This is a genomic window from Kiloniella antarctica, from assembly GCF_042682825.1.
In the GTDB taxonomy this organism is placed as follows: Bacteria; Pseudomonadota; Alphaproteobacteria; order Kiloniellales; family Kiloniellaceae; genus Kiloniella; species Kiloniella antarctica.
In genome coordinates this window covers 203,035-226,920 of sequence record NZ_JBHUII010000007.1, presented here as the reverse complement: position 1 = coordinate 226,920, position 23,886 = coordinate 203,035, and the positions used below count along the sequence as shown (strand labels likewise).

The following is a 23,886-nucleotide window of genomic DNA, read 5'->3' as shown; positions in this document are numbered from 1 at the left end:
CCAATGGTACTGCATCTTAAGGTGTGGGAGAGTAGGTCGTTGCCAGGTCTTTTAAACACAGAGGCAACTCTGTCATTCATACATATACTTCGAACTTCGTTCTCGTTTCCTCACTACGTTCCGGACGCCTCAATGGCTTGCCTCTCATACGTTCGGTAGGCATCCTTAAAGCATTTCCAATTCGTACTGATAAACAAACCTAGATTAGCGCGTTCGTAAGGAATAATACCCTTACACCACCTTGACGCGGGGTGGAGCAGCCCGGTAGCTCGTCAGGCTCATAACCTGAAGGTCGTAGGTTCAAATCCTACCCCCGCAACCAATAAAATCAACGCCTCTCAGCTTGTGTAAGTTGAGGGGCGTTTTTTGTGCTCGGAAGTATAGTGGATAAGACAGGCGAAAAGATCTGGCCGTTAAAAAATGCTGAAGCCGTTACAACCTGTTTCCTTTAGCTTAAAGAACATTATTTAAAACGCTTTTTTATAGATCTTAAAAGTCTATGTATAAATGAACGATAGTGGGCTTTAGTCTGGAAGTATTTACGTTTTAATTCTTGGCTCATTAATAAAGGGGAAGTCTGATTTTTCCAACAGATGTAAGGTAAACAAAGTTGGTCGCGTTTACTTTGTATGCCGAGTTCTGCCCACCATTCTTCATGTATTTTTTGAACATTTTCAACGCGATGTCGGCGGAGAAGGAAGTTGTTTTCTATGAGCTGTGTTGGGTTTGGTAAGCCTTGATTAAGATAAAAGTTCTTCTGCTTTTCGAAGGTTTGGTGATCGTCCATACCGAGTAATGAGCACTCATCAAATTCGTCATAAACATTGTCACGAAATGGGTGGAATGCCGCAGAAAAATCGGGCCATTCAAGTGTTTCCAACAGATTATCGGGATTGGAAATCAAGCGCGCATTACCATCAATATAAATTGAGTAGTCATAGTCACCTAAGTATCGGTGTGGAAGTAATTTGGGCATTCTAGAGTAACGTGTGTTATCTAACCCGGGGTTTTCAAAAGAAACGACTTTCCAATTTGATAAGCCAATTTTCGTGCGCCAGCCCAAGTATTTGCGATCAGCAAAACAGACATAATCCCATCCAGGATAACGGGGCTGTTCTAACAGGGTGTCATAACCACCAACGATAGTGGTGTATATTACTTTTTTGTTAGACCGGCTCACAGGTTGTTTCCTTGTAAAATAGGTTATTCTCAAGTTGGTAGACTATATATCTACATTGCTCTGGACAAGTTTGGTTTGTTCTTTAAAGAATTAACTCGTTACTAATTCACAAGGCTAGAAAAACATGTGCGGATACGTCGGTATCATTCAACAAAAAATACGCCAGGGTCATGAAGAACTGTCGAAACGGCTAAACGTGAGTGCTGAAATGATTGGCCATCGAGGCCCTGATGATGCACATGAATGGGTTTCAAGAGATGCGAGCGTAGGCTTTGGTTTTCGCAGGCTGGCAATTCAAGACTTATCTGAGGCGGGTCGACAACCGATGGCTTCCAGATGTGGTCGTTTCACAATGGTATTTAATGGGGAAATCTATAACCACTTAGAAATTAGAAAGAAACTTGAAATAGTTTCTGCCCAATCGTGGTTGGGCCATTCTGACAGTGAAACTTTACTTTGTGCAATTTCATTATGGGGATTGGACACAACACTCGGGTTGTTAGACGGCATGTTTAGCATTGCTCTGTGGGACAATGTGGAAAAAAAGTTATTTTTGGTACGTGATCGTTTTGGAGAGAAGCCTTTATATTATTTGCGTGAAGACGGAACTCTATATTTCGCTTCGGAACTGAAAGCTCTTCCGGCTCTTGGGGCTACATTTGGTGATATTGATCAACAAGCATTGATCACATATTTTCGTCTGCGTTACATACCTGCGCCTGATACAATTTACAGTAATGTAAAGAAGGTCCTTCCTGGCGAAATTCTGATTTTTCCTATTGATCCTCATACACAAATTTCATCAAGGAAGTACTGGGATAGCCTTGTCGAAGCAGAGAAAGCTTCCGAAAAAGGCTATAATGGAAACCGGAAAGAGGCACTTGATGACATAGATGGTGTTTTAGGCAAGCTTGTAAAAACACGGTTGGCATCCGATACCCCGCTGGGGACTTTTCTTTCTGGCGGGATTGATTCTTCTTTGGTAACTGCTTTAGCACAAAATCAATCAAGTGACCGGATTAGTACCTATACCATTCGGTTTGAAGACAAACGTTTCAACGAGGCCGATGAAGCTTTAGCGGTTGCAAATCACATTAGTACAAATCATACGGAGATGGCGGTAACCGAGAGAGATGCCCTTGATCTGGTTACTAAGATACCAGAAGTATATGATGAACCTTTTGCTGATCCGTCGCAATTACCAACGATGTTGCTCTGTCAACTTGCCCGTCAACATGTAACGGTCTCCTTGTCAGGGGATGGTGGAGATGAGTTCTTCGGAGGATATTCACGTTATTTACAGGTTATGAATGATTGGAAAAAAAGGGGGCAATCAAAATTTTCCTCTTCTATAGCAAGATCTTTAGCGGATTTACCATGGCCGTTGCTCGACAAGGGAGCTAGTTTATTTCGTAAGCGCCCGAGCCGTAATGGAGTGAAGATAACGAAGGCCTTGAGAAAGTCTTGCGCAAACTCATTAGGAGAAATATCTCAACATTATACAAGCTTTTGGCGTGATGGTATTCCGGTTCTAGGCGTATCAAAAAAAGAAGATTGGCGATTTGATAGAGCTTGGCCGATCAACTCTGATCAAGGTAATAACCTCGGTGTTCTCAAGTCATTAATGGTTGCTGATAGTATGGTATATCTACCGGATGATTTAATGGTAAAGGTCGACAGGGCCAGTATGGCAGCTTCTCTAGAAGTTCGAACGCCATTTTTGAATCAGGATCTTGCTCGACTTTGCTGGTCTCTTCCGCAGGAATGGCATGCAGGCCAAGAGCAGGGTTTGAAGTGCCTATTGCGCGAGACTCTATATAAATACGTGCCACAGAATTTAGTGGATCGGCCTAAAAAGGGCTTTAATGTACCTTTACGCGATTGGTTAAGGCGAGATCTTAAAGCTTGGGGAGATGATCTTATTAACACCAAAGATGCCGAAGTTCATGAGATGCTAGATATGGGGATTATTAGTAAAAGCTGGGAGGAGCATCAAAAGGGCGCGAACCGTGAAGGTGATCTCTGGCCTGCTTTGATGTTTCTTGCATGGAAGGCGTCAAATTAATAGGCTTTGTTTAATTTCCAAAATTTGGGTTTAAATCCACCGGCTTTGAGCCGGTTAGCTTCAGCTTGACATACAGGTAGTCATACCACTTTTTACCACCGTTTTCACGTTGTTTGGGTTACCAAGTATCGCTTCAAGGTTTTACGTAGAGAAATGCGTGAGCGCCTACGCGAATATTATACGGCAAAGCTGTGAGGAAATGGGAGTGAGCATAGTCAAAGGCGTTCTCTCTACGGATCATGTCCATATGTTTTTGTCGACCCCGCCACATCTATCTCTTTCAAATGTTATGCAGCGGATTAAGGGGCGCTCTTCACGCAAAATCCAGATGGAGTACCCCGAACTTGGAAAACGATATTGGGGACGACGGTTTTGAGCTCGGGGGTACTTCTCAACTACAAGCGGCAATGTACCCGATGATGTGATCCTGCAATACCTGAAGTTACACTCCTCACGTAAACTTACCGACATCCGTCGGTAAGTGGTTTAGTTCCAATGCCAAAACTCTTCGACGTATCTTCGATGAAGCTGGAATTAGATATCCTGAACTGCAGATTGACTCAGCTGAAGCGCTTTATCACAGACTAGGTATTAAGGAATATATAAATGCATTGATTAGATAGATTTACATGGCGCATTAGATTGTGACCGCAATTTTGATTTGAAAAGTACCTATGGGTTTGAAGATTAATTTGCTCTTATTCTCAATTTTGGTACTACAGAGCATTTTTTACCAATATGCTTGCTTTAAATCGATTCATGAAATGTGTCGTGAAGATGGGCTGACGTTACAATCCGTCCCATCTAGCGGTTTCGCGAACCGTGATTCTTTCCTATATCATCCACGCTTCTTTGTTGATTTGTCTGCCGCTAATGTTTCTGAATTTGGGTCATGACTAGCTGAGGACTTATGATATGGTCTAATGCTATGAAACGACAGAAGAATTGTTATATAAAAAGTTCACAACTTTCAGAAGCTAAATTTCGTGAGCTTATAAAATATTTCACAGCCGATTTAACGGCGACTCAAATTGCCCAGTTGAGTAACATTCATCGTAATACTATCAATCGGCATTTACGGTTATTACGAGAAAGAATTGTTGAGCAAAATGAAGATCAACGTTCATCTTTTGGTGTTGTTGAAGTTGATGAAAGCTGGTTTGGAGCAAGGCGTGTTAAGGGAAAACGAGGCCGTGGAGCTTTCGGCAAAACAACTGTTTTTGGTATCTACGAACGACAGGGCCAAGTTTGCACCAAGATTGTTCCAAACTGTTCAAAGTCAACACTCAAGAGATGTATTTGCTCTTAGTCCTGTTCATATTAATGGAATTGAAGGCTTTTGGGGGATATGCAAAAGTACGCTTGGCAAAATTCAGGGGAGTGCATCAACAAACATTCCTCCTTCATTTGAAAGAAACTGAGTTCAGGTATAATATGAGGAACAAAAATATAGGCAGATATTTGCTGAAAATTTGCAGAGAACCCATAAGTCATTTCGTAAATATGGTAGTCGGGATCTACATATATACCGTACTGTAAAAGAAAAATTTTGGCGAATTTGTAACGCCTTTTGATGGTGCTTATCAGGAAAAAACGAACTTGGTGATTATAGTTTAAACAATACGGATCATACGGGCACTTTATTTGAGCAGTACTTATATACAGGTGATTGGCGGAACATTCTTGTTGACGATACTCTTGCTAGGCGGGGCAGAAGAATTATCCGACGCATCAAAAGTCATACAGCTCATATCATCCGTCAATTCTAACTGATTTGGCATGGCGACTTCTATCGAGGGGGGATTTATATGATAAATGATCTCCCGTTTTTTCCAACTTGAGGTTCACATTAACACCATTCAATGATGACAAATGAACAAGTGTGGGTTGCTTATGAAGGAGTAAACCTTAATTCTTGTTGACTGTCGAAAGGTTGAATTGTTATAGTTAAGTCACTGTTAATAAAAGTGATTCATGGAGATATTTTCGAGTGTGGTGTTGTTGCTGTTAATAGCGATCTTCTTGCCGAGTTGACTGGAATTAATAAGAGTATTGACGTTCACAGTATGAACGTCATATATTTTATTTCGAATTTTTCTGTCATAGTTCTAAGTTGTGAAAAAAACTAATACACTAATACTTTAGTGCTCTGTAAAAAGTTCGTGTGCCTAGGAGCGATTCACCTAGAATGCGGTAGCTTGACCTCGGACTTAAAATTTGAACTTTGTCATTTGTGCTTATCATCGTGTGCACAGTACTTTACAGATATTGAATGTATATGATTTCTGAATTTCGTAATTTATACAATCTACTGGATTTGTCTACGCGCAGGCGATTACCTGTCTCGGCATTTTTTGGTGTTTTGATTTCCATTTTTGAGATGCTTGGTCTTTCTATGGTTATGCCTTTTTTGGTTATTGTTGCGGAGCCTGATAATTCGGAACGCTTTGGCTGGCTTATCGCAATAGTATCTCCTTTCGGGGCGGAGACGAAAGAAGAAGTATTGCTGTATATCGGCGTTGGAATGGCTGGTATGTTTATGTTGAAAAATGTACTCGTGATTTTCGTTAGCTGGTGGCAAACTAGGTTCTTGGCCGAAGGTGAGAGTAAGCTATCCATAAATCTAGTTCGACGTTATACCGAACTTCCCTATTTAGATGTTACGGCGCGAAATTCATCGGAATTAATTCGAAATGCGGTCAACAATGTTCAAATGGCAATATCTTCTTTTTTATTGGCTACTTTGTCATTGGTAACAGAGTTACTGATTGTTTGTGGGGTTGCTTTAGTTATCTTTTTAGCCAACGCCAAACTGGCACTGGGTCTTGTTGTCTTTTTTAGTATAGTCGTTGTGGTTTTTTATGCGCCACTAAGAAATAGATTCAGTATATTGGGCGAAGGATTGATGAGGAATAATTTCCTCATATTAAAAGCCCTTAAAGAAGGCATTGGTGCTATCAAGGAGGTGCGAATTCTCAATAGAGAAAAATATTTTCTTGATACTTTTTCTGCCCACCGTACAACACTGGGCCAACTCAGGGCTCAACATAGTTTTTTGACGAGCATAGGACGTCCGTATCTTGAAATTATGATGCTTTTGGGAATTGGTATTGCTGCCACCACAATATTGTCAGGGCTGGAAATTGGAGAAATTATTGGGGTTATCGGTCTAGTCGGGGCAGCTGGTTTGAGAGTGATGCCATCGGTTAATCGCATACTTACTTTGTTGCAGCAAATTCGGGTGGCTTTACCTTCGGTTCGCATAACCATAAAAGAATTTAAAATGACCGAGGGCGAAAAAAGGTCCGGGTACGAGTCAGATATTATCAATACAAAGTTACAAAAAGGTATTGAGGTTTGCGATTTGCATTTCTCTTACCCTGAGCGAGACGTACCTGCATTGAAAGGACTAAGTTTGATAATACCTACGGGACGTTCTGTTGGTATTGTGGGGGCGTCAGGTTCTGGTAAATCTACGTTGGTTAATGTCATGCTTGGGTTGATAGATCCTGGAAAGGGGAATGTCTTAATCGATGGCGTTGACATCCGTAAGGACCTTAGCGAATGGCGTCAACGTGTTGGATATGTTCCTCAAAGTGTTTATTTAACTGATGCTACGGTCAGGGGGAATGTGGCGTTTGGCGTGCCGGATGGGGAAATTAAGGAAGAGTTGCTTAGTAGGGCGCTACGACTGGCTCATTTTGATGAGGTCCTTGCCGATTTACCCATGGGGCTTGACACCGTAATTGGTGAGGAGGGCGTAAGACTTTCAGGTGGTCAGCGTCAACGGATTGGAATTGCTAGGGCTCTTTATAATAATCCGGATGTCCTGATATTCGATGAAGCAACTTCTGCCCTTGATAACATGACGGAGTCAAAAATTTCCCGGATGATTCATGACTTGAGCGGTACTAAGACAATAATAATTATTGCGCATCGCCTAAGTACGATTCAAAATTGTAATAATGTCGTTATGTTAAGGGATGGGAAGAAAATATCAGAGGGCAGTTTTGATAATTTGGCCGAGGAGTGTGATGACTTCAAAGTTCTTCTGGAATCTGGCGGTTTGTAATGTTTAGAATGATGGGTGTCTCTTGGTGAAGACTTGGTTAATAAGTGGTGCAAGCGGTCTTTTGGGGCATGCCTTATGTCGTCATTTGCGAGATAATGGCAGTCGAGTGATCGGCCTAAAGAATAGTCATGCTATCGACCTGAAGGGGATTGAAACCATTGAGGTTGACTTGGTCCAGTCACTTGAGAATCTTGAGGCTATAATTTGTAATGTTTCTCCCGATGTGGTGGTGCATGCTGCGGGGCTAACAAGCGTTGACGGTTGTGAAAGTCATGAAAATATTGCTTCAATATTACATGCTGATGTTTCAGCAAGTATGGCACGCGCCGCCTTAAAGTGTTCTGCAAAGATGGTGTATATATCAACGGATCATTTGTGGCGTGGGCAAGACGCTTTCGTAACCGAGCAGCAGAAGCCTGAACCCGTGAACGCTTATGCGCGCACAAAATTAGCCGGAGAACTCCAGACACTCGCGGTCAATCCAAATAACCTTGTTGTGCGAACAAACTTTTTTGGGAAAGGTCTTGCTTGGCGGCAGTCCTTTTCTGATTGGGTCCTAACGGCATTGTCTTCTGGCCAGGAAATTACGGCTTTTACAGATGCTTATTTTACGCCAATTAGTTTGTACTATTTGAGTTCCTACCTAGAAAAAATGGTAGAAGGGGATGCTTGTGATGTATACAATGTTGCTGGGAGCGAACGTGTTTCAAAGTTTGATTTTGCAGTTCGAATTGCGAAAGTCTCTAGCTTAGATGAGAGTCTGATTAAGGCTGGGCAATTGAGTGATGCCAATTTAAAAGCATTAAGGCCTTTAGATATGTCACTTTCTGTCGAGAAGGTTGAGCAGTTCTTGGGGCAGAAAATGCCCGATCTTGCTTTATGCTTTGACAGTCTAAATGCAAAATAATGCGAATATTTATAATTTTATGAAAACGTGGTAGTAGATAAATGGTTGAGATTAACGGTAGCTCCATTCTTGTGACTGGAGGAACAGGTTCTTTTGGGCAGAAATTTGTAAAGCTCCTTCTCGAAAAGTATTCACCAAGACGTGTTGTCGTCTTCTCGAGAGACGAGCTTAAACAATATGAAATGGCGCAAAAAATAAATCATCCTAATTTGCGTTATTTTATTGGAGACGTTCGTGATGAAGCTCGATTGCGTCGCGCACTGAATGGAATTGATATAGTTATTCATGCTGCCGCCCTGAAACAGGTGCCTGCTGCAGAATACAATCCAATGGAGTGCATCAAGACGAATGTGCTCGGGGCGGAAAATATCATTAATGCTTGTATTGATACAGGTGTTAAAAAAGTCCTGGCCCTTTCAACGGATAAAGCCGTTAATCCAATGAACCTATACGGGGCAACAAAGTTGTGTTCTGACAAATTATTCGTCGCTGGAAACAATCTATCTCCTCAGGGCGGGACAATTTTCTCTGTTGTCCGCTATGGAAACGTAGTTGGATCCAGAGGGAGTGTTATTCCTTTTTATAAAGAAGTAATGAAAACCGGGAAACTACCTATTACCGATGTCAGAATGACTCGTTTCTGGCTCACTCTTGAAGAAGGCGCTGCCTTCGTTGAGAAATCTATTGAACTTATGCGTGGTGGAGAAGTTTTTATCCCTAAGATTCCATCCATGAAAATTACGGATCTGGCCACCGCAATTGCACCGGAATGCGAACATGAAATCATAGGTATTCGCCCGGGTGAAAAGCTGCATGAAATCATGGTACCAAGTGATGAAGCACGAAATACTCGAGAGTACGACAACTTTTATATTATTCAGCCTGCCAATCACAATTGGGGAGCGGAAAATGCAAACAGCTATGCCGGCGAAGATGGAAAACCGGTAGCTGAAGATTTTGCTTATACCAGTGATAACAACACAGAATGGTACGACGCAGAGCAATTAAGAAGAGTAATAGATTAATTCCGATGAGAAGTTTGAACTACGGACGCCATTTGATTGAAGAGGACGACATTGATTTTGTCGTTTCAGTTCTGCGTGGTGACTTGATTACCCAGGGACCCGTTGTTGAAAAATTCGAAGCGACCTTGGCGGAAAAAGTTGGGGCGAAGTTTGCCATTGCGGTAACCAGTGGAACTGCCGCCTTACATGTTGCCTGTCTTGCTGCGGGGATGAAGCCTGGTGATATCGGTATTACCTCGGCACTAACCTTTGTGGCTTCTGCGAACGCGATGCTTTATTGTGGAGCTCGTGCCGAAGTCTGCGATATTAGTGCAGATACCTTGTGCATGAACCCGACGGCTTTAAAAGAAGCTCTTAGGGAGAATTCAAAAGCTTCAGTTATAATCCCTGTTCATTTCGGAGGGCTTGCGGCCCATTCTAGAGAAATCCGGGAAATAGCTGGTGATCGTATTATCATTGAAGATGCCTCTCACTCTTTAGGGGCGTCATATGAATGTGGCCAACCTGTTGGGTGTGGTTCTTATGCCGATATGACGGTATTCTCTTTTCATCCTGTTAAACCCATAACGACGGGTGAAGGTGGTGCTGTTGTTACCAATGACCCCGAACTTGCTCGTCTTCTGCGATTGTATCGTTCGCATGGGATCGAACGAGATGATGATCGGATGGAAAATCCGGATGGTCTGTTGGAAGAAGGGGAGCGACGTCCTTGGTATTATGAACAACAGCTCCTTGGCTATAACTACAGATTGACTGATATACAGGCCGCCCTCGGCCTGAGTCAGTTAGGAAAGCTAGGGCATTTTATCAATTTGAGGCGAGAGATCGTTCAACAGTATGATGCGGCCTTTGGTGATCTACCAAATATAACCATCCCTCAGGAATCAAAATCTTATAGATTTAGATCTGGCCAACATTTATATATTGTTGAGTTTGATTTCGACAAAATCGGTTGTTCACGGCTTGATGTGATGAAGAAATTACGGGAGTATAATGTTGGCACTCAAGTCCATTATATACCGGTTTATCGGCAACCATTCCATTCTGGGAGAATGAAATCGGGTCATGAAAATTATCCAAATACGGAAATATACTATCGGGGATGTTTATCTTTACCTCTTTTCCCGGGTATTACGGAATTGGAAGTTGAGCGAGTTATTACGGCTATTCGAAATATTGTATTATAAATAGCCCTCCACGTCTTTTGTGAATCGGCGATGTCGAAGTATAGTCGTGTAAATAACTCCCCCAGATATAAATCAGATGTGAAGAATATAATTAAGTAGCTATATTGCTATTCTTTTGGTGTGCAATTTAATTTAGAGAATGGATATGACTTTTTATGTCTAATAAAAAATTACCTACTAATATATCTTCTAAGTATTTTGATATTTTGAGTGCAAAAAATAAATACGCAGAAGGTCATAATGTATCTGAGTTATTACGCGCTCAAAAAAATATTGATTTTAATACTGCAGAGATTATTGAGATTACATACGACTTACAAGCTGGTACATACGTTGAAATTGCGGAGAAAAATATAGAATCGGTAAGTTTGTACACAGGAGAACTAGCCAATATCATAACCAACTATATTAAGTCATCGGATACTCTGCTAGATATTGGCACAGGTGAGATCACAACGTTAAGTCTGTTGGTAAGGGATCTCGTTATTAAGCCAAACCATATTTTCGCATTTGATGTTAGTTGGTCTCGTCTATATAAAGGCATGCAATTTGCGTGTAAAAATATGGGTAAGTGTTTTGATCGATTTTCACCATTTGTTGCTGATATTAACGAAATTCCATTCCTTGATAAATCTATAAATATAACGACGTCAAGTCATGCATTAGAACCTAATGGGGCTAAGTTGCCTGAGTTAATGGCGGAGCTTTTTCGAGTAACAAAAGACAAAGTTATCCTTTTCGAACCTTGTTATGAAATAAATACAGAAGAAGGTAAGAAGAGGATGGATCAATTAGGCTATATCAAAGGGATTGATACTATTGTTCAAAACCTTGGCGGTAACGTCATAGAAAAAATAAAAATTAAAAATATTTCAAACCCTCTAAATCCTACGGTTTGTTTTGTGATTGATCCTCCCCAGCTAGATTCATCCTTGAAATTAAATAATTGTCTAATTAAGACCTTTACTGTGCCTGGGTCTAATCACCCACTCCAGAGAGTCGATGATTTTTATTTCTCGGAAGTAACGGGATTGTGTTTCCCGATTTTAAAAACTATACCGATCTTGAGATCGGGTGCAGCAATACTTGCTTCAGCCTTACAAATTAATTAATTGTATCAAAAGAGGGTGTAGGGATAGATAGAGGTTGGTGAAGGATTTTAAATTTATCGATCCTTAAAGTCTAAGTGCGATAGGATGGAATAAAGGCTTTCAGGCTTGTCAGTGCTGTGGTTATTAGCAAATAATGTTTAGTCATGACTAGCTGATAGGGCTTTGTCTGCAACTTTTGCCGACCTACCAAAGATATCCATTCCTAAGGAAGCAAGATCTTATAGATTTCGATCTGGCCAACACTTGTATATTATTGAGTTTGATCTGGAGGGGCTTGGTTACACCCGGCTTGATGTGATTGAAAAGTTACGTGAGCATAATGTTAGTACTCAGTTCCATTATATACCTGTTTATCGACAACCATTTCATTCCGGGTGAATGAAATCGGATCATACGAACTTTCCAAATACGGGATACTATTATCGGGGTTGCTTATCATTACTGCTCTTTCCTGGTGTTCCGGATTCGGAAATTGACGCGTTATTGAAGCTGTTCGGAGTCTGGTCCAATAGTGTATACGTACTCAAAGCTTGGTATTGGTACTGTTCCGTTCGGTGGAGGGTATGATGTAATTAATGCCCGCCTCAACTCATAAGAACAAAAGGTTAGAGAGATATAAAGTAGAGTGGCTGTAGGATCTAGCGGTCAAAATAACAAATAGGAGCTATAAATGAAGACCGATGAGTATAAGCAGATTACAAATAGTACGGGATATGTTTCTGCATGCCCATTGCCGAGTCCAGAAATGTTGGCGCGATTTTATTCTGAAATTTATTATCAGGAGTCAGCGACTAAGACATATCAAGCCACTTATTCGAATGAAGAGTTGGATCAAAAGCGCTTGCGGGCTAAATTATTACTACATGCAGTCAAAGCAGCGCAGACTGAAAAAAAATGTAATGACTTTTTAGAAGTGGGGTGCGGTGAAGGCTTTGTATTGCAAGCCGCTAAAGAGATTGGTTTCAATGTAGCTGGAATTGATTTTTCCAGTTTTGGCATACAAAGCTTTCATCCTCATTTAGAGGAATATCTCAGTACGGGTGATGCTTTTGAGTTATTAGATAATCGCTATGATAGTGGTACTAAAGTTGATGTGTGTATTTTACAAAACATCTTGGAACACGTGATCGACCCTGAAGGGTTGATGCAAAGAATCAAAGCAGTATTGACCCCTGGCGGGGTGGCGGCCATTAATGTACCTAATGATTTCAGCAGAATGCAGGAAAAGTTGAAGGATCTTGACTATGTAAATCAGGACTATTGGTTTCTTCCTCCTCAACACCTACACTATTTTAATGTAGATAATATTAGGCCATTTATGGCAAAGTTAGGCTTTGAAATTGTCGATATGTTCGGTGATTTCCCAATTGAGATGTTCTTATTCCACCCAGGAAGCAACTACGCTTCTAAACCCGAGAATGGACCAGCAGCACATGATGCACGTCTTATTGTCGACTTATTATTAGCAGAACGTGGAATTGAGAACTATTATCGGTTTTGCCAAGCTATGTCTGCCTGTGGTATCGGGCGCAATGTATGTGTTATTGTCCGGCCTAAATAAACTTCTAAACGGTTAGGCAAAATATGAAAATCGCTTTACTTGCTGATATTCATGGGAATGCGTATGCCCTCAGCGCAGTATTAGAGGCTGCTGAGCGAGCTGGGGCTGTACGGTTATTAATTGCAGGCGATTTGACTGGTTACTATCCAGATGTCGTGAGCGTTTTAGCGATGCTTGATGCTTGGGACTGGGTAAGTGTTGGTGGAAATCACGAAGCGATGTTAAAGGATTGGCGTAATGGTTTAAACCGTGATGTAATTCTTAACAAATACGGTTCAGCATTAAAGACTGCCTTTGAAGAGCTTAGCGATCAACAAATCGAAATGTTAGTGAGTTTACCTTCGATATTTGATGTTGAAATCAAGGGGCGGCGTGTCCGTATTTGTCATGGGACACCTTGGAATCGCGATGAATATGCTTACCCTGATGCTAAGCATGAGGTAAAAGAACATTTTGCTGAAGATCTATCCGATTTAGTCATTTTTGGACACACTCACTATCCTACCCAATGGCAAGTTGGTGAAACACTTATTGTTAACCCAGGATCTACTGGGCAGCCTCGTGATCGTAAGCCGGGTGCATGCTGGGCTCTGTGGAATGTTGAAACTAATGTCGTAGAGTTTCACCGTGAAGCCTATGATATGGAGAAGCTGATAGCACGGTGTAAGGTATCTGATCCGAATACGCCGTTTTTATGGAATGTGTTGACGAGGGATTGTGTGTAGAAAATGAGTGTAAAGCGTTTTCTGGTTACGGGTGCTAATGGAGATATAGGCGATGCTGTGGGGAGAATCCTTCAGGATGTTTACCCTGATGCATTAACCTTAGGTGCAGATTGCGAGGGGGATTGGCCGGGGAAAGATGTTTTCCATGATGTTTATCAACTTCCTCGATCATCACATCCTGATTATATATTGGCTTTAGGAAAGTTAATTAAGGAAAAAGAAGTCAACCTTGTTATTCCAACAAGTGAGCCTGAAATTTTGCGCTTATCTTTAGACAGGGAGAAAGCCTCAAAACTTCCTTTACTAATTAATAACCCTTCGATTATCGAAATTTTCTCGGATAAATTAAATACTGCAGATTGGCTAAGGGAAAATGACATTTTTGGACCGAATACCATGCCATTGGAGGATGTTGATTCAACGAGCATCCCCTTCCTTATCAAGCCTAAACGAGGAGCTGGTGGATACGGTATTCGTCTTGTAGATAGTCCTGAAGAATTCGCTGCAGTCACCAGTAAGAAGCTTGTTGACTACGTAGCACAGGAGTTCCTACCAGATACTGACGCAGAGTATACGTGCGCAGTAATTCGATCTAAGGGTGAAATCAGAACATTTACTATGAAACGAAAGTTGGATGGAAGTAAAACAATTAGTTTTGTTGTCCAGAAACATGCTGGCATAACGAAGCTTTTAGAACGTATAGCAACAAAATTATCACACGATGGAGTAATAAATGTTCAATTACGTTTGGTTGATGATATCCCTATGGTTTTTGAAATAAACCCAAGGTTTTCAAGTACAGTGATGATGCGCCATATTGTGGGTTTCTCTGACCTTAAGTGGGCTATTGAGGCACTAGATGGCCTAATGTTGCCTGATTTTAAGTGCCCTGTTGGATCGAAAGTATATCGTATGTCCAGAGAAGTCCTGGCCTGCTGAGGGAAGAGGAGAAATACCCCAAGTGGTTTCGGAAAAAACTTATATTCTAGCAACTATTAAAGACTGGAATCTTGATGCTTTTTTTAAAATACAGCATCAATTGCCAGGAAAATGGCTTGTAATAACGGAGCAACAAGCACTTAGGTTTAATGAAGTTAAAAAGCACAATCCGCGATATATATTTTTCCCTCACTGGTCATGGAAAATTCCAAAAGAAATAATTGATGCTTATGACTGTGTGTGTTTTCACATGACAGATTTACCTTACGGCCGGGGCGGAAGTCCGTTACAGAATTTGATCGAAAATGGACATTCTAAAACAAAAATTTCTGCACTCAAAATGACGTCCGAGTTCGATGCTGGTAACATATTTTTGAAGAGATCCCTTTCCTTACATGGCAGCGCGCAAGAGATTTTCGTTAGGTGTGCACATGAAGTAGTTGAAATGATTATAGAAATTGTGAAATCGGAGCCTATACCACTCCCGCAAATAGGGGAGCCAACTTATTTCAAAAGACGAACACCGGAGCAAAGTGCATTGATTGGTGATATGGACACTGAAGTACTCTACAATCATATAAGAATGTTAGATGCTGATACATATCCTCATGCGTTTATAGAGTTTGGAAATTATCGGATGCTGTTTTCAAATGCGAATATCGGTGATGGTGAAGTTACAGCTCATGTGAGATTTGTTCTTTTAGATGATAAATGACCAAACGGAATTCAAAAGATGATAAACAGGATTTTAGTTGTAGCAGCACACCCTGATGATGAAATTCTAGGATGTGGAGGGACCTTAGCTCGTCATGTTAAAGGTGGTGATACCGTTGATATTGTATTTCTTTCTGATGGAGTTACTTCAAGAGACCGAGAAAACTCTGTAGACGAAATTGAGCGACGGAAATGTTCTGCCTTTAAAGCTGCCGAAATTATTGGCGCCCGAAAACCTGTCTTTGGTGATTTTAAAGATCAGATGCTTGATAGTTATTCCTTGATAGAAATTGTAAAATTTATCGAGACTATTCTTAAACAGGTCGGTCCAAATATCATTTATACTCATGATTTTAGCGATTTAAATGTTGATCACTTGATCACGCATAGAGCCGTTATGACAGCGTGTCGACCTTTGCCTGAAAACCAGATTAAATCTATTTACGCGTTTGAGTGTGTTTCAAGTACTGAGTGGAGCGTTGAAGTTGGTGGAGGAACTTTTGTTCCAAATTATTTTGTTGATATTTCGTCTACAATTAATATGAAAATGGCGGCATTAAGAGCTTATGAATTTGAAATGCGCCCTTCGCCTCATTCTCGTTCCTTTGAAAATGTACAGAGCTTGGCAACATTCAGAGGGCATAGTGTTGGTGTTCTTTATGCTGAAGCTTTTCGGTTGATACGGGGACTTCGTTTTGACACCTTGTTGTAAGTTACATCCCGTCGCACTATTCTTGGTTGAGTGTGGCCAGAAAAATGGCCTTGGACATTTACGTCGGTGCCAGGTTCTCGCACATGCAATGCAGGCCGAGGGTTGGGAGTGTTCCTTTGGAATTTCTGATGTAGCGATGATAGATATTGTCTGTTCAGAGGGGTTTAAGGCAGCACTGTGGGTTGGTGATGGTCTCGATCTGGGGCCAGCCGATGTCCTACTTGTTGATGGATATCATTATAACACTCGTATATTTTCCCGTTGGAAAAAATATACGAGAGTAAGTTTGGCGGTCGATGATTTGGCTGAAAGACCAGTTTCGGCACATGTGATCTTAAACCATAATCTTTATGGAACCGAGTTGGATTATTCCAATTATGGGGCCGAAATAGTTATTGGAGGAGGGGATTATTCTCTGGTTGATAAGAAATTCTTTGCGGTGGCCAATAGCAAGCGACCTTCCCCTCTACATGTTCTCGTGAGCTTTGGCGGAATGGATGATGGTTGTTATTCTGTGCCTGTTGCGAAACGTATTTTAATGGAAAGTCCATCTGCAGTTCTGGAAATTGTGATTCCTAAAATACAAACACCATCTGAAGGTATTCAGGATTTACAGCGACAATACGGTTCGCGCGTGATCTTGCATCATGGTGTGGATATGGCTGAGGCCATGGGACGTTGCTCTGTGTTAGCAGGAGCAGCTGGTGTTACCGTTTTGGAGGCTTTAGCTTCAGGGCTAAAACTGTCGGTATGTGCCAGTGCGGATAATCAGCGAATTAACACAGTTGCATTACGTAAGTTAGGTTATACGTCGTTCGATGGATTTGACCCTGAAGCAGTTGCAAAATCTGCGCTTACCTTTTTGAAAGATGGGGATCTCAGTGTTTGTTCCGTTTTAGACGGCAAGGGGCCAGAGAGAGTTATCTCCACTCTAGTGAAACTTCTTAATAAGTACCGGTAAAATACAAATATAATAAAAGGTAAGGTATAGTTAATGTCAGATTTTATGTATATTGATGGCCAAGCCATAGGGCCCGGATATGCGCCATATGTAATTGCCGAATTATCTGGTAACCACAATGGAGAAATTGAACGTGCTTTCAAAATTATGGAAGCTGCGAAAAAATCAGGTGCAAATGCCATCAAGTTGCAAACTTATACATCTGATACAATGACGATTGACCATGATGGTCCGGGTTTTGTTGTTGACCTACCATTGTGGAAAGGTCGTACTCTTTATGATCTATATCAGGAAGCTCACACTCCTTGGGATTGGCATGAGGCCCTATTTTCACATGCGAAGAAAATAGGGATTACCATTTTCTCCAGCCCCTTCGACGCTACTGCAGTTGACTTACTTGAAAAACTAGGTGCGCCTGCGTATAAGGTCGCGTCATTTGAAAATATTGATATCCCACTCATCAAAAAAATTTCTAATACGAAAAAACCACTAATTATCTCAACTGGAATGGCTTCTCTAGAAGAAATTGAAGACGCGGTTCAAGCCGCACGCGATGGGGGGTGTGAGGAATTATGCTTATTACACTGCGTGAGTTCGTATCCAGCATCAATTGAAGAAACTAACTTGGCTAATATTAGCAGGTTACGTGAGAAATTTGGGGTGATCGTAGGACTTTCTGATCACTCTTTAGGAACAGTTGTCCCGATTGCAGCTAGTGCTGTTGGAGCGAGTGTTATCGAAAAGCATTTTACACTATCCCGGGATGATGGTGGTGTAGATAGTACTTTCTCTCTGGAACCTGATGAGATGAGAGAATTGGTAGATCGAAGTCGTGAAGCGGCGGTAGCGGTTGGGCAAGTCAAGTTTGGGCCGAAGCCAGGGGAGTTAGAAAGTTTGAATTATCGGCGCTCTTTATATGTCGTTGAGGATGTTAAAGCAGGGGAAATATTTACACCGAAGAATATTCGCTCAATTCGTCCTGCGCATGGATTAGAGCCGAAATATTACGAAGCAATCCTCTGTAAGAAAGCCAGTTGTGATATTAAGCGAGGAGAGCCGATGACATGGAACTTTGTTGATAGGAGTGAATTGTAATGCGGCGGTTAGCTATTATTCCTGCTCGTGGTGGCTCTAAGCGAATACCTAAAAAAAATATACGTGATTTTTGTGGCAAGCCAATGATTGGACACATCTTAGAAACAGCCCAAGATTCAGGGTTGTTTAATGTAATTCATGTATCGACCGACTGTGAAGAGGTTAACGCGGTGGCCAGTGAACTTGGGTTTAAGCCCGATTTTTCTCGCCCATCTGAGTTAGCTGACGATTATACACCTTTAATACCTGTCTTGAGATTTGTGGTAAATGCTTATCAAAAGCGAGGGCAAGAATTTGATCAAGTATGGATGTTTTTTCCATGTGCGCCTTTGATTTCGATTCAAGATCTACGTGGCATTCAAAGGTTGTTTGATGCTCATGGAGGACGCTGTTCAGTAATAACCGTTGGAGCTTATGCCGCACCTATAGAAAGAGGTTACAAACGTAGCGACGATGGAGCGTTAACTCCCTTAAATCCCGAAAAATTTACTGTTCGCACTCAGGATTTATCTGAAACGTATTTTGAAGCAGGGGCATGTGCAGTTTTTTCAGCTACACGAATTCTTGGTAGCGAAGGGTATGGTTCGAACTTAGATTATGTTGGTTATATTTTACCAAAAAGCAAGGCTATAGATATTGATGACGATGATGATTGGAAAGTTGCTGAAGCTATTTTCTTAGGTATGCACAAAGCAGGTAAGAGTTGATAATTTAACACATTTACGGTTTTTATACATTGTATTTTCCCTCCATTTACCAATTAAAAAATAAAATTGCCCGGCGCGTGTTTATTCGCCGCTTAAAACAGGCACGTGCCCACAGGCGTCTCGATACAGATAGTGTAGTCAGGAAGCGTTATTACGATTTTATTCGATTTCTTTCTGCCGTAAGTATACGTCCACTAGGTATTCCTGTTTCAGCTGCTGCAGGGATAGTACCTAGGTCGTATCGGGCTAATTTGGACTTGTTGATACGTCAGCGGTTACTTCACCGAAATTTATACGTACATTTTTTTCCACAGATTATGGCAAGCGCTGCTGATCAAAATCATCCCGCGATTATTCCTTTTCCTCATGAGTGGCGGAGCTGTCTGCAGCAAAAAGGAATGAACGTTCAAGCTTTACAATCTACACTATATTTTATTTGGGGACAGGTTTTAGAGTGGATTTCAGGTGTTCGCTGTACCTTGCGATTACTTCTCGATAGCTGGAGACAACCTGAAGTTCCGGAAGGCAATTACTCTTTGTTGGTTGATTTTCCTTCTGCAGCAGTTTGCAATGAGAAGTCTGCAGCAGCGGGGATGAAATGCTTTAGCACATGGTATAGAAATAATAGCGTTCGTGGAGAAAGTACTAATACTGTCTGGATCCAAGTCACGGATTCTCACCCAACCTCTCTGGGCGATGATCAGCTAGTTGTCCATAACTATTTTCCGCGCCTTAAAAATTGGGGCGATCGCATGATTTTTCTTGGAAAAGCCCTCGGTATAATAATATTGACGACAGGACGTTGGTTAAAAGGAAGCTGGTGGGCACCATATATTTTAACCGATGCTGTAAGGTTAGCGTATTGCCGAACTTTGGGTAGGCAAGGTATGGCTTCAAAGTATGTGTTTAATAATTCTGGTTGGTTTATTCGACCGTTATGGACGCATTTTTCAGAAGATCTTGGCGCAGATATTGTTATATTTTTCTACTCTGCAAATGTGCATCCACTTGAATATATAGATGAAGAATCTGCTCCTGTGATGCCTGGTTATCAACTTATGAATTGGCCCCAATATTTAGTATGGGGCCAACCTCAAGCCCAATTTATTTCAAACAATTGTTATAACCAAAATTCGATCGTGAAAATTGTTGGCCCGGTTCCATTTACAGATATTGATACGGTGATTCCAGTACTTCCTGACAACGCTATAGCAGTATTTGATGTAACGGCACAACGTACTGTTTCTTTGTCAGATCGCGGTATAATTGCTGATTATTATGGCGAAGATTTAGTAATAGCCTTTGTTGAACAGGCATATGAGGCTATCAAAGCGAGTGGAGGCACAATGGTATTTAAGCAAAAAAGGGATTTACCATCAATATCGAGTAAAAAGTATCTTATTTTTCTCGAATGGCTATCAGGTTTGCCTGATGTGATAATGATTAATCCTAATGTGTCAGCATTTCGAATAATTGAACATGTGACTTCTGTTATTTCGATACCTTTTACTAGCACAGGTTTGATCGCGAGAAGTAATATGAAATTCAGTGCATACTTTGATCCAACCATGAATTTGAAAAAGGATAATCCTGGAGCAGATAATGTTCCTGTTTTGTCGGGGCAAGAAGAGCTTATTTCATGGCTAGATAGCATTTCATCTAAAGATAAAAAGGCAACATAAAAGTATTATGATTAGTCAGTTAATATCACTGTATACCGAAAAATTCATTAGGGCCGGGAAAGTTAGTAAAACTTTATACCGTTTTGATGCTGTTATTGGTTTCTGGGGTGCTCCGAATATTGAAAGGAATCTGTTGCTACCTGAATACAGTCCTGATGAAAAAGTGGTCAAGCACAATGATGATGGAAACAGAGATATCCCCTTTCAATTAAAAGGAGGGGAGCAAAGTGTTGTCTGTATAGGTGGTTCGCACACTTGGGGAGGTGGAGTTAACGCCGAGCAACGATATTCTGATATACTGCGAGAAAAAACGGGTCGAAATGTTGTCAATCTGGGTCATGCCAGCTTGGGAATTGATCAAGTATGTCTGGCAATTTTGGAGAAATCTAAAAAATTTAATCCGAGGGTTATTGTTATTGAACAGTACCCCTGGGCTGTCATTCGTATTTTGAACAACTATGTGAATGGATACCTCAAGCCGGTTTTTTCTTTGGATCAATCGGGGAGCCTTAAGCTCAAAAAGGTCCCTAATTACGCACGCTTTAAATTATTTCGTCAAATGCTTGGTTCTTTCTATTCCTATAAGAAAGAACTAAATGAATTCCGGGGCGGTATTGAAATTGTCAATAATTATGATCCTATGACAGATCCAATTTTTCTCTATTGGAAGTGCGGACATTATGACTATCTGTACGCACTATTAGAGAAAATACTTATTGTGATACGGGATCACTGCCTGCAAAATAACATTCAATTAATTTTTGCTCTTGGGGCTATTTACCAGCAGTTTCAGAAAGCAAGCCCTTCAGATCTTGTCGATTACGACTTGCCGCGAAAACGCTTGATGGCCATCTTGGATGAAATTGGTGTGGCTTATGTGGACATGACAGATCCAATGTTAAACGAACACAGTGACGAGAGCCCAGTCATTTTCAAAGACGGTCATATTAATGAAAAAGGCAACAAGGTTTTTGCCGAGATCCTTCAAGGCAAGATGAAGGAAAGAGGGTGGTTATGAGCTCTAGTCTCAAAGAAAATATGATGAAGATGGCCATGTCGAAAAATACATGGCGCTTGAGGCTTGTGTATCTTTTAAAGGCAATGGTGTATTACCCATTTCTCATTATTGAAGAAAAAAAGAAGAAAGCCATGAGTGGTATGTCTTCTTCAGTTAGTACAGAGGGTGATGACGTTTATCCGTTGTTTTAATTTCATGACAAAATCAATAATTATACTTGGTGATTCAACCAGCATGAGCATTGGTGCTGAAAGCATGATGTATCCTTTCAAATTGGCGTCCAAACAAGTTTGGGCGAAAGGGGCTAAAATAATAAACTGCTCCCTTCCTGGATTTACCTCTACTGATGCTTGTCGGTTTTTTTTCGAGCAAAAAAACACGTTTGGCACTATTGGAGCCGTTGTAATTTATCTAGGTAATTGTGATACAATGGCGTCTGAATTACCTAAGTTAAAGCATTCACTCTTCCGTTCGTTAGTGCTTCGTATTAAGAAATGCATGGGAAGCGGCATAAAAAAAATTAAACTTAAAAATAGATTTCTATATTTCGAATGGAATTCTGACTTTGATCAGGATATTGAAAGCCCGGTTTCGTTGGATATTTTCGAAGAAAACATTGCTCGAATATTGAATTACTGCCATAAAAAGAGAATTCGTACCGTGTTGGTCAGGCCTGAAGCACACATTATGTTTCCGTCAGGCTCAGGTAAGGGCAATTATGTATTTTATAATTACTTGGGTTTGAACCCCGTTTTATCCAAATTAATGGTCGCCGATGATCCGCGCTTAATTGATGCAGCCAGAATGTATGAAGATTGTGATTTTAATAAAGCAGCTGAAATTTATGAAAATATGCTTTTGAAACCTCATCCTGAGAAAAAAAGCTTGGAATATCAGAGCCTATTGGTAAATAATTATGCTACTTGTCAAGCTAACTTAGGTAATTTGGGAGAGGCGGATTTTCTTCTTTCTCTCTTGCTGAAAGAGAGAGATGTTCGGCAGGAAATAATACGCTTTAATTTATCGATGGTATACAAAATGCAGGGTGATGAAAGCGAGTTTTCATTGCTTTTAAATAAAGCTTATGAGTCTGATAGTTCTATGTATCGAGTTCGAGAGCCGTATAAAATTGTGATAGATCGCCTTGCTGAGCGATATAAAGACACAAAAATTTTTGATCTACGGAATGTCGTTAATGATGATGATTTTATCGATCATTGCCATCCTTTACCTGACGCACAAATCAAGATTTCTGATGGAATTTATAAACTGTTGGATATTCCTGAATTGCGTGGGAAGGAGTCGATGGAAATTGATAATCGCTTATATAACCCTGAGTATTCTCTCGGTAATGACAGTGAGTTTTATCAATATTTTAAAACATATTCGAAGATGACAAAGAGGGATATCCAGTCAGAATTAAGTGAATTAAGGAATAAACTGAGTACAAGTAGCGAAAAAGAAGCGTGGCCAGCAGAGTTAATTGACGAACTTTCAAGTGACCTTTCAAAGGCTCTGACTTATTATCAACGGCATCCAATGTATCCTTACTTAATTGATGCAATAGAGGCCGAACCTCATCAATCAATTGACATTGGTCGTTTTCCAGAGTTTTTCTTATGTCGCAAAATGGTGCCTTTTTTGAAATATATGGAAGCGCAACCTGAAATTTGTAACTTATTTTCGGAAAAATTAAACATTTTACGACGGTCAAATCAGTTGCTTTCTATACTCCCGCCTGGGATTGAAAAAACAAATGGCACAGATTTATCTGAACTGAGTGTTACAAAAATTGTTGCATGGAGAGAGCGTATATTAATAGCTGTGCGCGAGGGCCTTTTTGTGCACCTTAGCAAAGGTAATCAAATTGAATTTCGACTTAAAACAACCATTTTTTGGTATTTTCGAGAAAGTTTACGTTTTGGCTCTCACTCACGAATTTCAATGCGTTATGATAGGGTAACCCTTGAATTTATAGCAGAAGCCCTTGCTGTTGTTCTTGTGTTGGGTCATCTTGCAGCAGTAACCAAAGGTGAAGTTGAGGAAGTTAAAGAGTTAATTAAGCTACTAGAAAATACTGTAATTACCCATGAAAAATTTTGCGATGAATACAAGCCTGAAGATTGTTCGAAAGATTTATTTGTTAGGTACGATACTGCGTTATCAGAACTTACAAATAAATTTTAAACGCATTAATTTTTCCCATGGGAATAGAGCATAGGAT

At 40.7% G+C, this 23,886-nt stretch carries 21 protein-coding genes, 1 tRNA gene and 2 pseudogenes; 23 read left to right on the top strand and 1 reads right to left on the bottom strand.

The genetic code is table 11. From position 1 onward, the window contains the following. The first annotated feature begins 245 nt into the window (after nt 1-245). Nucleotides 246-322 (top strand) — tRNA-Met (locus tag ACFSKO_RS14680). 141 nt (nt 323-463) lie between these two features. Here ACFSKO_RS14680 and ACFSKO_RS14675 read toward each other — a convergent pair. Continuing rightward, nucleotides 464-1,180, bottom strand: a complete 717-nt coding sequence (locus ACFSKO_RS14675) for a glycosyltransferase domain-containing protein (RefSeq protein WP_380252931.1) — start codon at nt 1,178-1,180, stop codon at nt 464-466. A gap of 124 nt (nt 1,181-1,304) precedes the next feature. Between ACFSKO_RS14675 and asnB the strand changes: the two genes are divergently transcribed. The 22 genes and pseudogenes from asnB (at nt 1,305) to ACFSKO_RS14565 (ending at nt 23,849) form a co-directional block, all read left to right on the top strand. Next, the gene (gene asnB, locus ACFSKO_RS14670; RefSeq protein ID WP_380252929.1) at nt 1,305-3,245 is read left to right on the top strand and encodes an asparagine synthase (glutamine-hydrolyzing); all 1,941 of its coding nucleotides are present in this window, start codon (nt 1,305-1,307) and stop codon (nt 3,243-3,245) included. Between the two features lie 102 nt (nt 3,246-3,347). Next, nucleotides 3,348-3,440, top strand: a pseudogene (locus ACFSKO_RS14665) (transposase); the annotation flags it as partial. After that, complete coding sequence (tnpA, locus tag ACFSKO_RS14660) at nt 3,403-3,621, top strand: IS200/IS605 family transposase (RefSeq protein WP_465262318.1); 219 nt, start codon at nt 3,403-3,405, stop codon at nt 3,619-3,621. The pseudogene ACFSKO_RS14665 and the gene tnpA, both read left to right, overlap by 38 nt. Before the next feature lie 552 nt (nt 3,622-4,173). Further along, a pseudogene (locus ACFSKO_RS14655) lies at nt 4,174-4,784 on the top strand (transposase). Nucleotides 4,785-5,517: 733 nt separating this feature from the next. Then, nucleotides 5,518-7,317, top strand: a complete 1,800-nt coding sequence (locus ACFSKO_RS14650) for an ABC transporter ATP-binding protein (RefSeq protein WP_380252925.1) — start codon at nt 5,518-5,520, stop codon at nt 7,315-7,317. Nucleotides 7,318-7,342: 25 nt separating this feature from the next. Beyond that, nucleotides 7,343-8,224, top strand: coding sequence for an SDR family oxidoreductase (locus tag ACFSKO_RS14645; protein ID WP_380252923.1), 882 nt, complete (start codon nt 7,343-7,345; stop codon nt 8,222-8,224). A 41-nt stretch (nt 8,225-8,265) separates the two neighbouring features. Then, entirely contained in the window at nt 8,266-9,249 is a 984-nt protein-coding gene (gene pseB, locus ACFSKO_RS14640) for a UDP-N-acetylglucosamine 4,6-dehydratase (inverting) (protein ID WP_380252921.1), read from the top strand. Between the two features lie 5 nt (nt 9,250-9,254). Beyond that, entirely contained in the window at nt 9,255-10,436 is a 1,182-nt protein-coding gene (pseC, locus tag ACFSKO_RS14635; protein WP_380252919.1) for a UDP-4-amino-4,6-dideoxy-N-acetyl-beta-L-altrosamine transaminase, read from the top strand. A gap of 155 nt (nt 10,437-10,591) precedes the next feature. Next, entirely contained in the window at nt 10,592-11,548 is a 957-nt protein-coding gene (locus ACFSKO_RS14630; protein WP_380252917.1) for a class I SAM-dependent methyltransferase, read from the top strand. A 162-nt stretch (nt 11,549-11,710) separates the two neighbouring features. Further along, nucleotides 11,711-11,926, top strand: coding sequence for a DegT/DnrJ/EryC1/StrS family aminotransferase (locus tag ACFSKO_RS14625; protein WP_380252915.1), 216 nt, complete (start codon nt 11,711-11,713; stop codon nt 11,924-11,926). Nucleotides 11,927-12,218: 292 nt separating this feature from the next. Next, nucleotides 12,219-13,109, top strand: a complete 891-nt coding sequence (locus ACFSKO_RS14620; RefSeq protein WP_380252913.1) for a class I SAM-dependent methyltransferase — start codon at nt 12,219-12,221, stop codon at nt 13,107-13,109. A gap of 23 nt (nt 13,110-13,132) precedes the next feature. Then, entirely contained in the window at nt 13,133-13,834 is a 702-nt protein-coding gene (locus ACFSKO_RS14615) for a metallophosphoesterase family protein (RefSeq protein WP_380252911.1), read from the top strand. 3 nt (nt 13,835-13,837) lie between these two features. After that, nucleotides 13,838-14,773, top strand: a complete 936-nt coding sequence (locus ACFSKO_RS14610) for an ATP-grasp domain-containing protein (protein ID WP_380252909.1) — start codon at nt 13,838-13,840, stop codon at nt 14,771-14,773. A 22-nt stretch (nt 14,774-14,795) separates the two neighbouring features. Continuing rightward, nucleotides 14,796-15,488, top strand: a complete 693-nt coding sequence (locus ACFSKO_RS14605) for a formyl transferase (protein WP_380252907.1) — start codon at nt 14,796-14,798, stop codon at nt 15,486-15,488. A gap of 18 nt (nt 15,489-15,506) precedes the next feature. Beyond that, nucleotides 15,507-16,199, top strand: coding sequence for a PIG-L deacetylase family protein (locus tag ACFSKO_RS14600; RefSeq protein ID WP_380252905.1), 693 nt, complete (start codon nt 15,507-15,509; stop codon nt 16,197-16,199). Then, nucleotides 16,183-17,160, top strand: a complete 978-nt coding sequence (locus ACFSKO_RS14595; protein ID WP_380252903.1) for a hypothetical protein — start codon at nt 16,183-16,185, stop codon at nt 17,158-17,160. The genes ACFSKO_RS14600 and ACFSKO_RS14595 overlap by 17 nt, the downstream gene beginning before the upstream one ends. Nucleotides 17,161-17,193: 33 nt before the next feature. Next, on the top strand, nt 17,194-18,255 hold the full coding sequence (gene pseI, locus ACFSKO_RS14590; protein WP_380252901.1) for a pseudaminic acid synthase: 1,062 nt from the start codon (nt 17,194-17,196) through the stop codon (nt 18,253-18,255). Further along, the gene (locus ACFSKO_RS14585) at nt 18,255-18,962 is read left to right on the top strand and encodes an acylneuraminate cytidylyltransferase family protein (RefSeq protein ID WP_380252899.1); all 708 of its coding nucleotides are present in this window, start codon (nt 18,255-18,257) and stop codon (nt 18,960-18,962) included. The genes pseI and ACFSKO_RS14585 overlap by 1 nt, the downstream gene beginning before the upstream one ends. Before the next feature lie 29 nt (nt 18,963-18,991). Further along, nucleotides 18,992-20,644, top strand: a complete 1,653-nt coding sequence (locus ACFSKO_RS14580) for a polysaccharide biosynthesis PFTS motif protein (protein ID WP_380252897.1) — start codon at nt 18,992-18,994, stop codon at nt 20,642-20,644. Between the two features lie 7 nt (nt 20,645-20,651). Beyond that, nucleotides 20,652-21,662 (top strand): hypothetical protein, encoded by a 1,011-nt coding sequence (locus tag ACFSKO_RS14575; protein ID WP_380252895.1) that lies wholly within the window; start codon nt 20,652-20,654, stop codon nt 21,660-21,662. Beyond that, nucleotides 21,659-21,853 (top strand): hypothetical protein, encoded by a 195-nt coding sequence (locus ACFSKO_RS14570; protein WP_380252893.1) that lies wholly within the window; start codon nt 21,659-21,661, stop codon nt 21,851-21,853. The genes ACFSKO_RS14575 and ACFSKO_RS14570 overlap by 4 nt, the downstream gene beginning before the upstream one ends. A gap of 43 nt (nt 21,854-21,896) precedes the next feature. Continuing rightward, a complete protein-coding gene (locus ACFSKO_RS14565) occupies nt 21,897-23,849 on the top strand; it encodes a hypothetical protein (RefSeq protein WP_380252891.1) in 1,953 nt (650 codons plus the stop codon). The last annotated feature ends 37 nt before the right edge of the window (nt 23,850-23,886 follow it).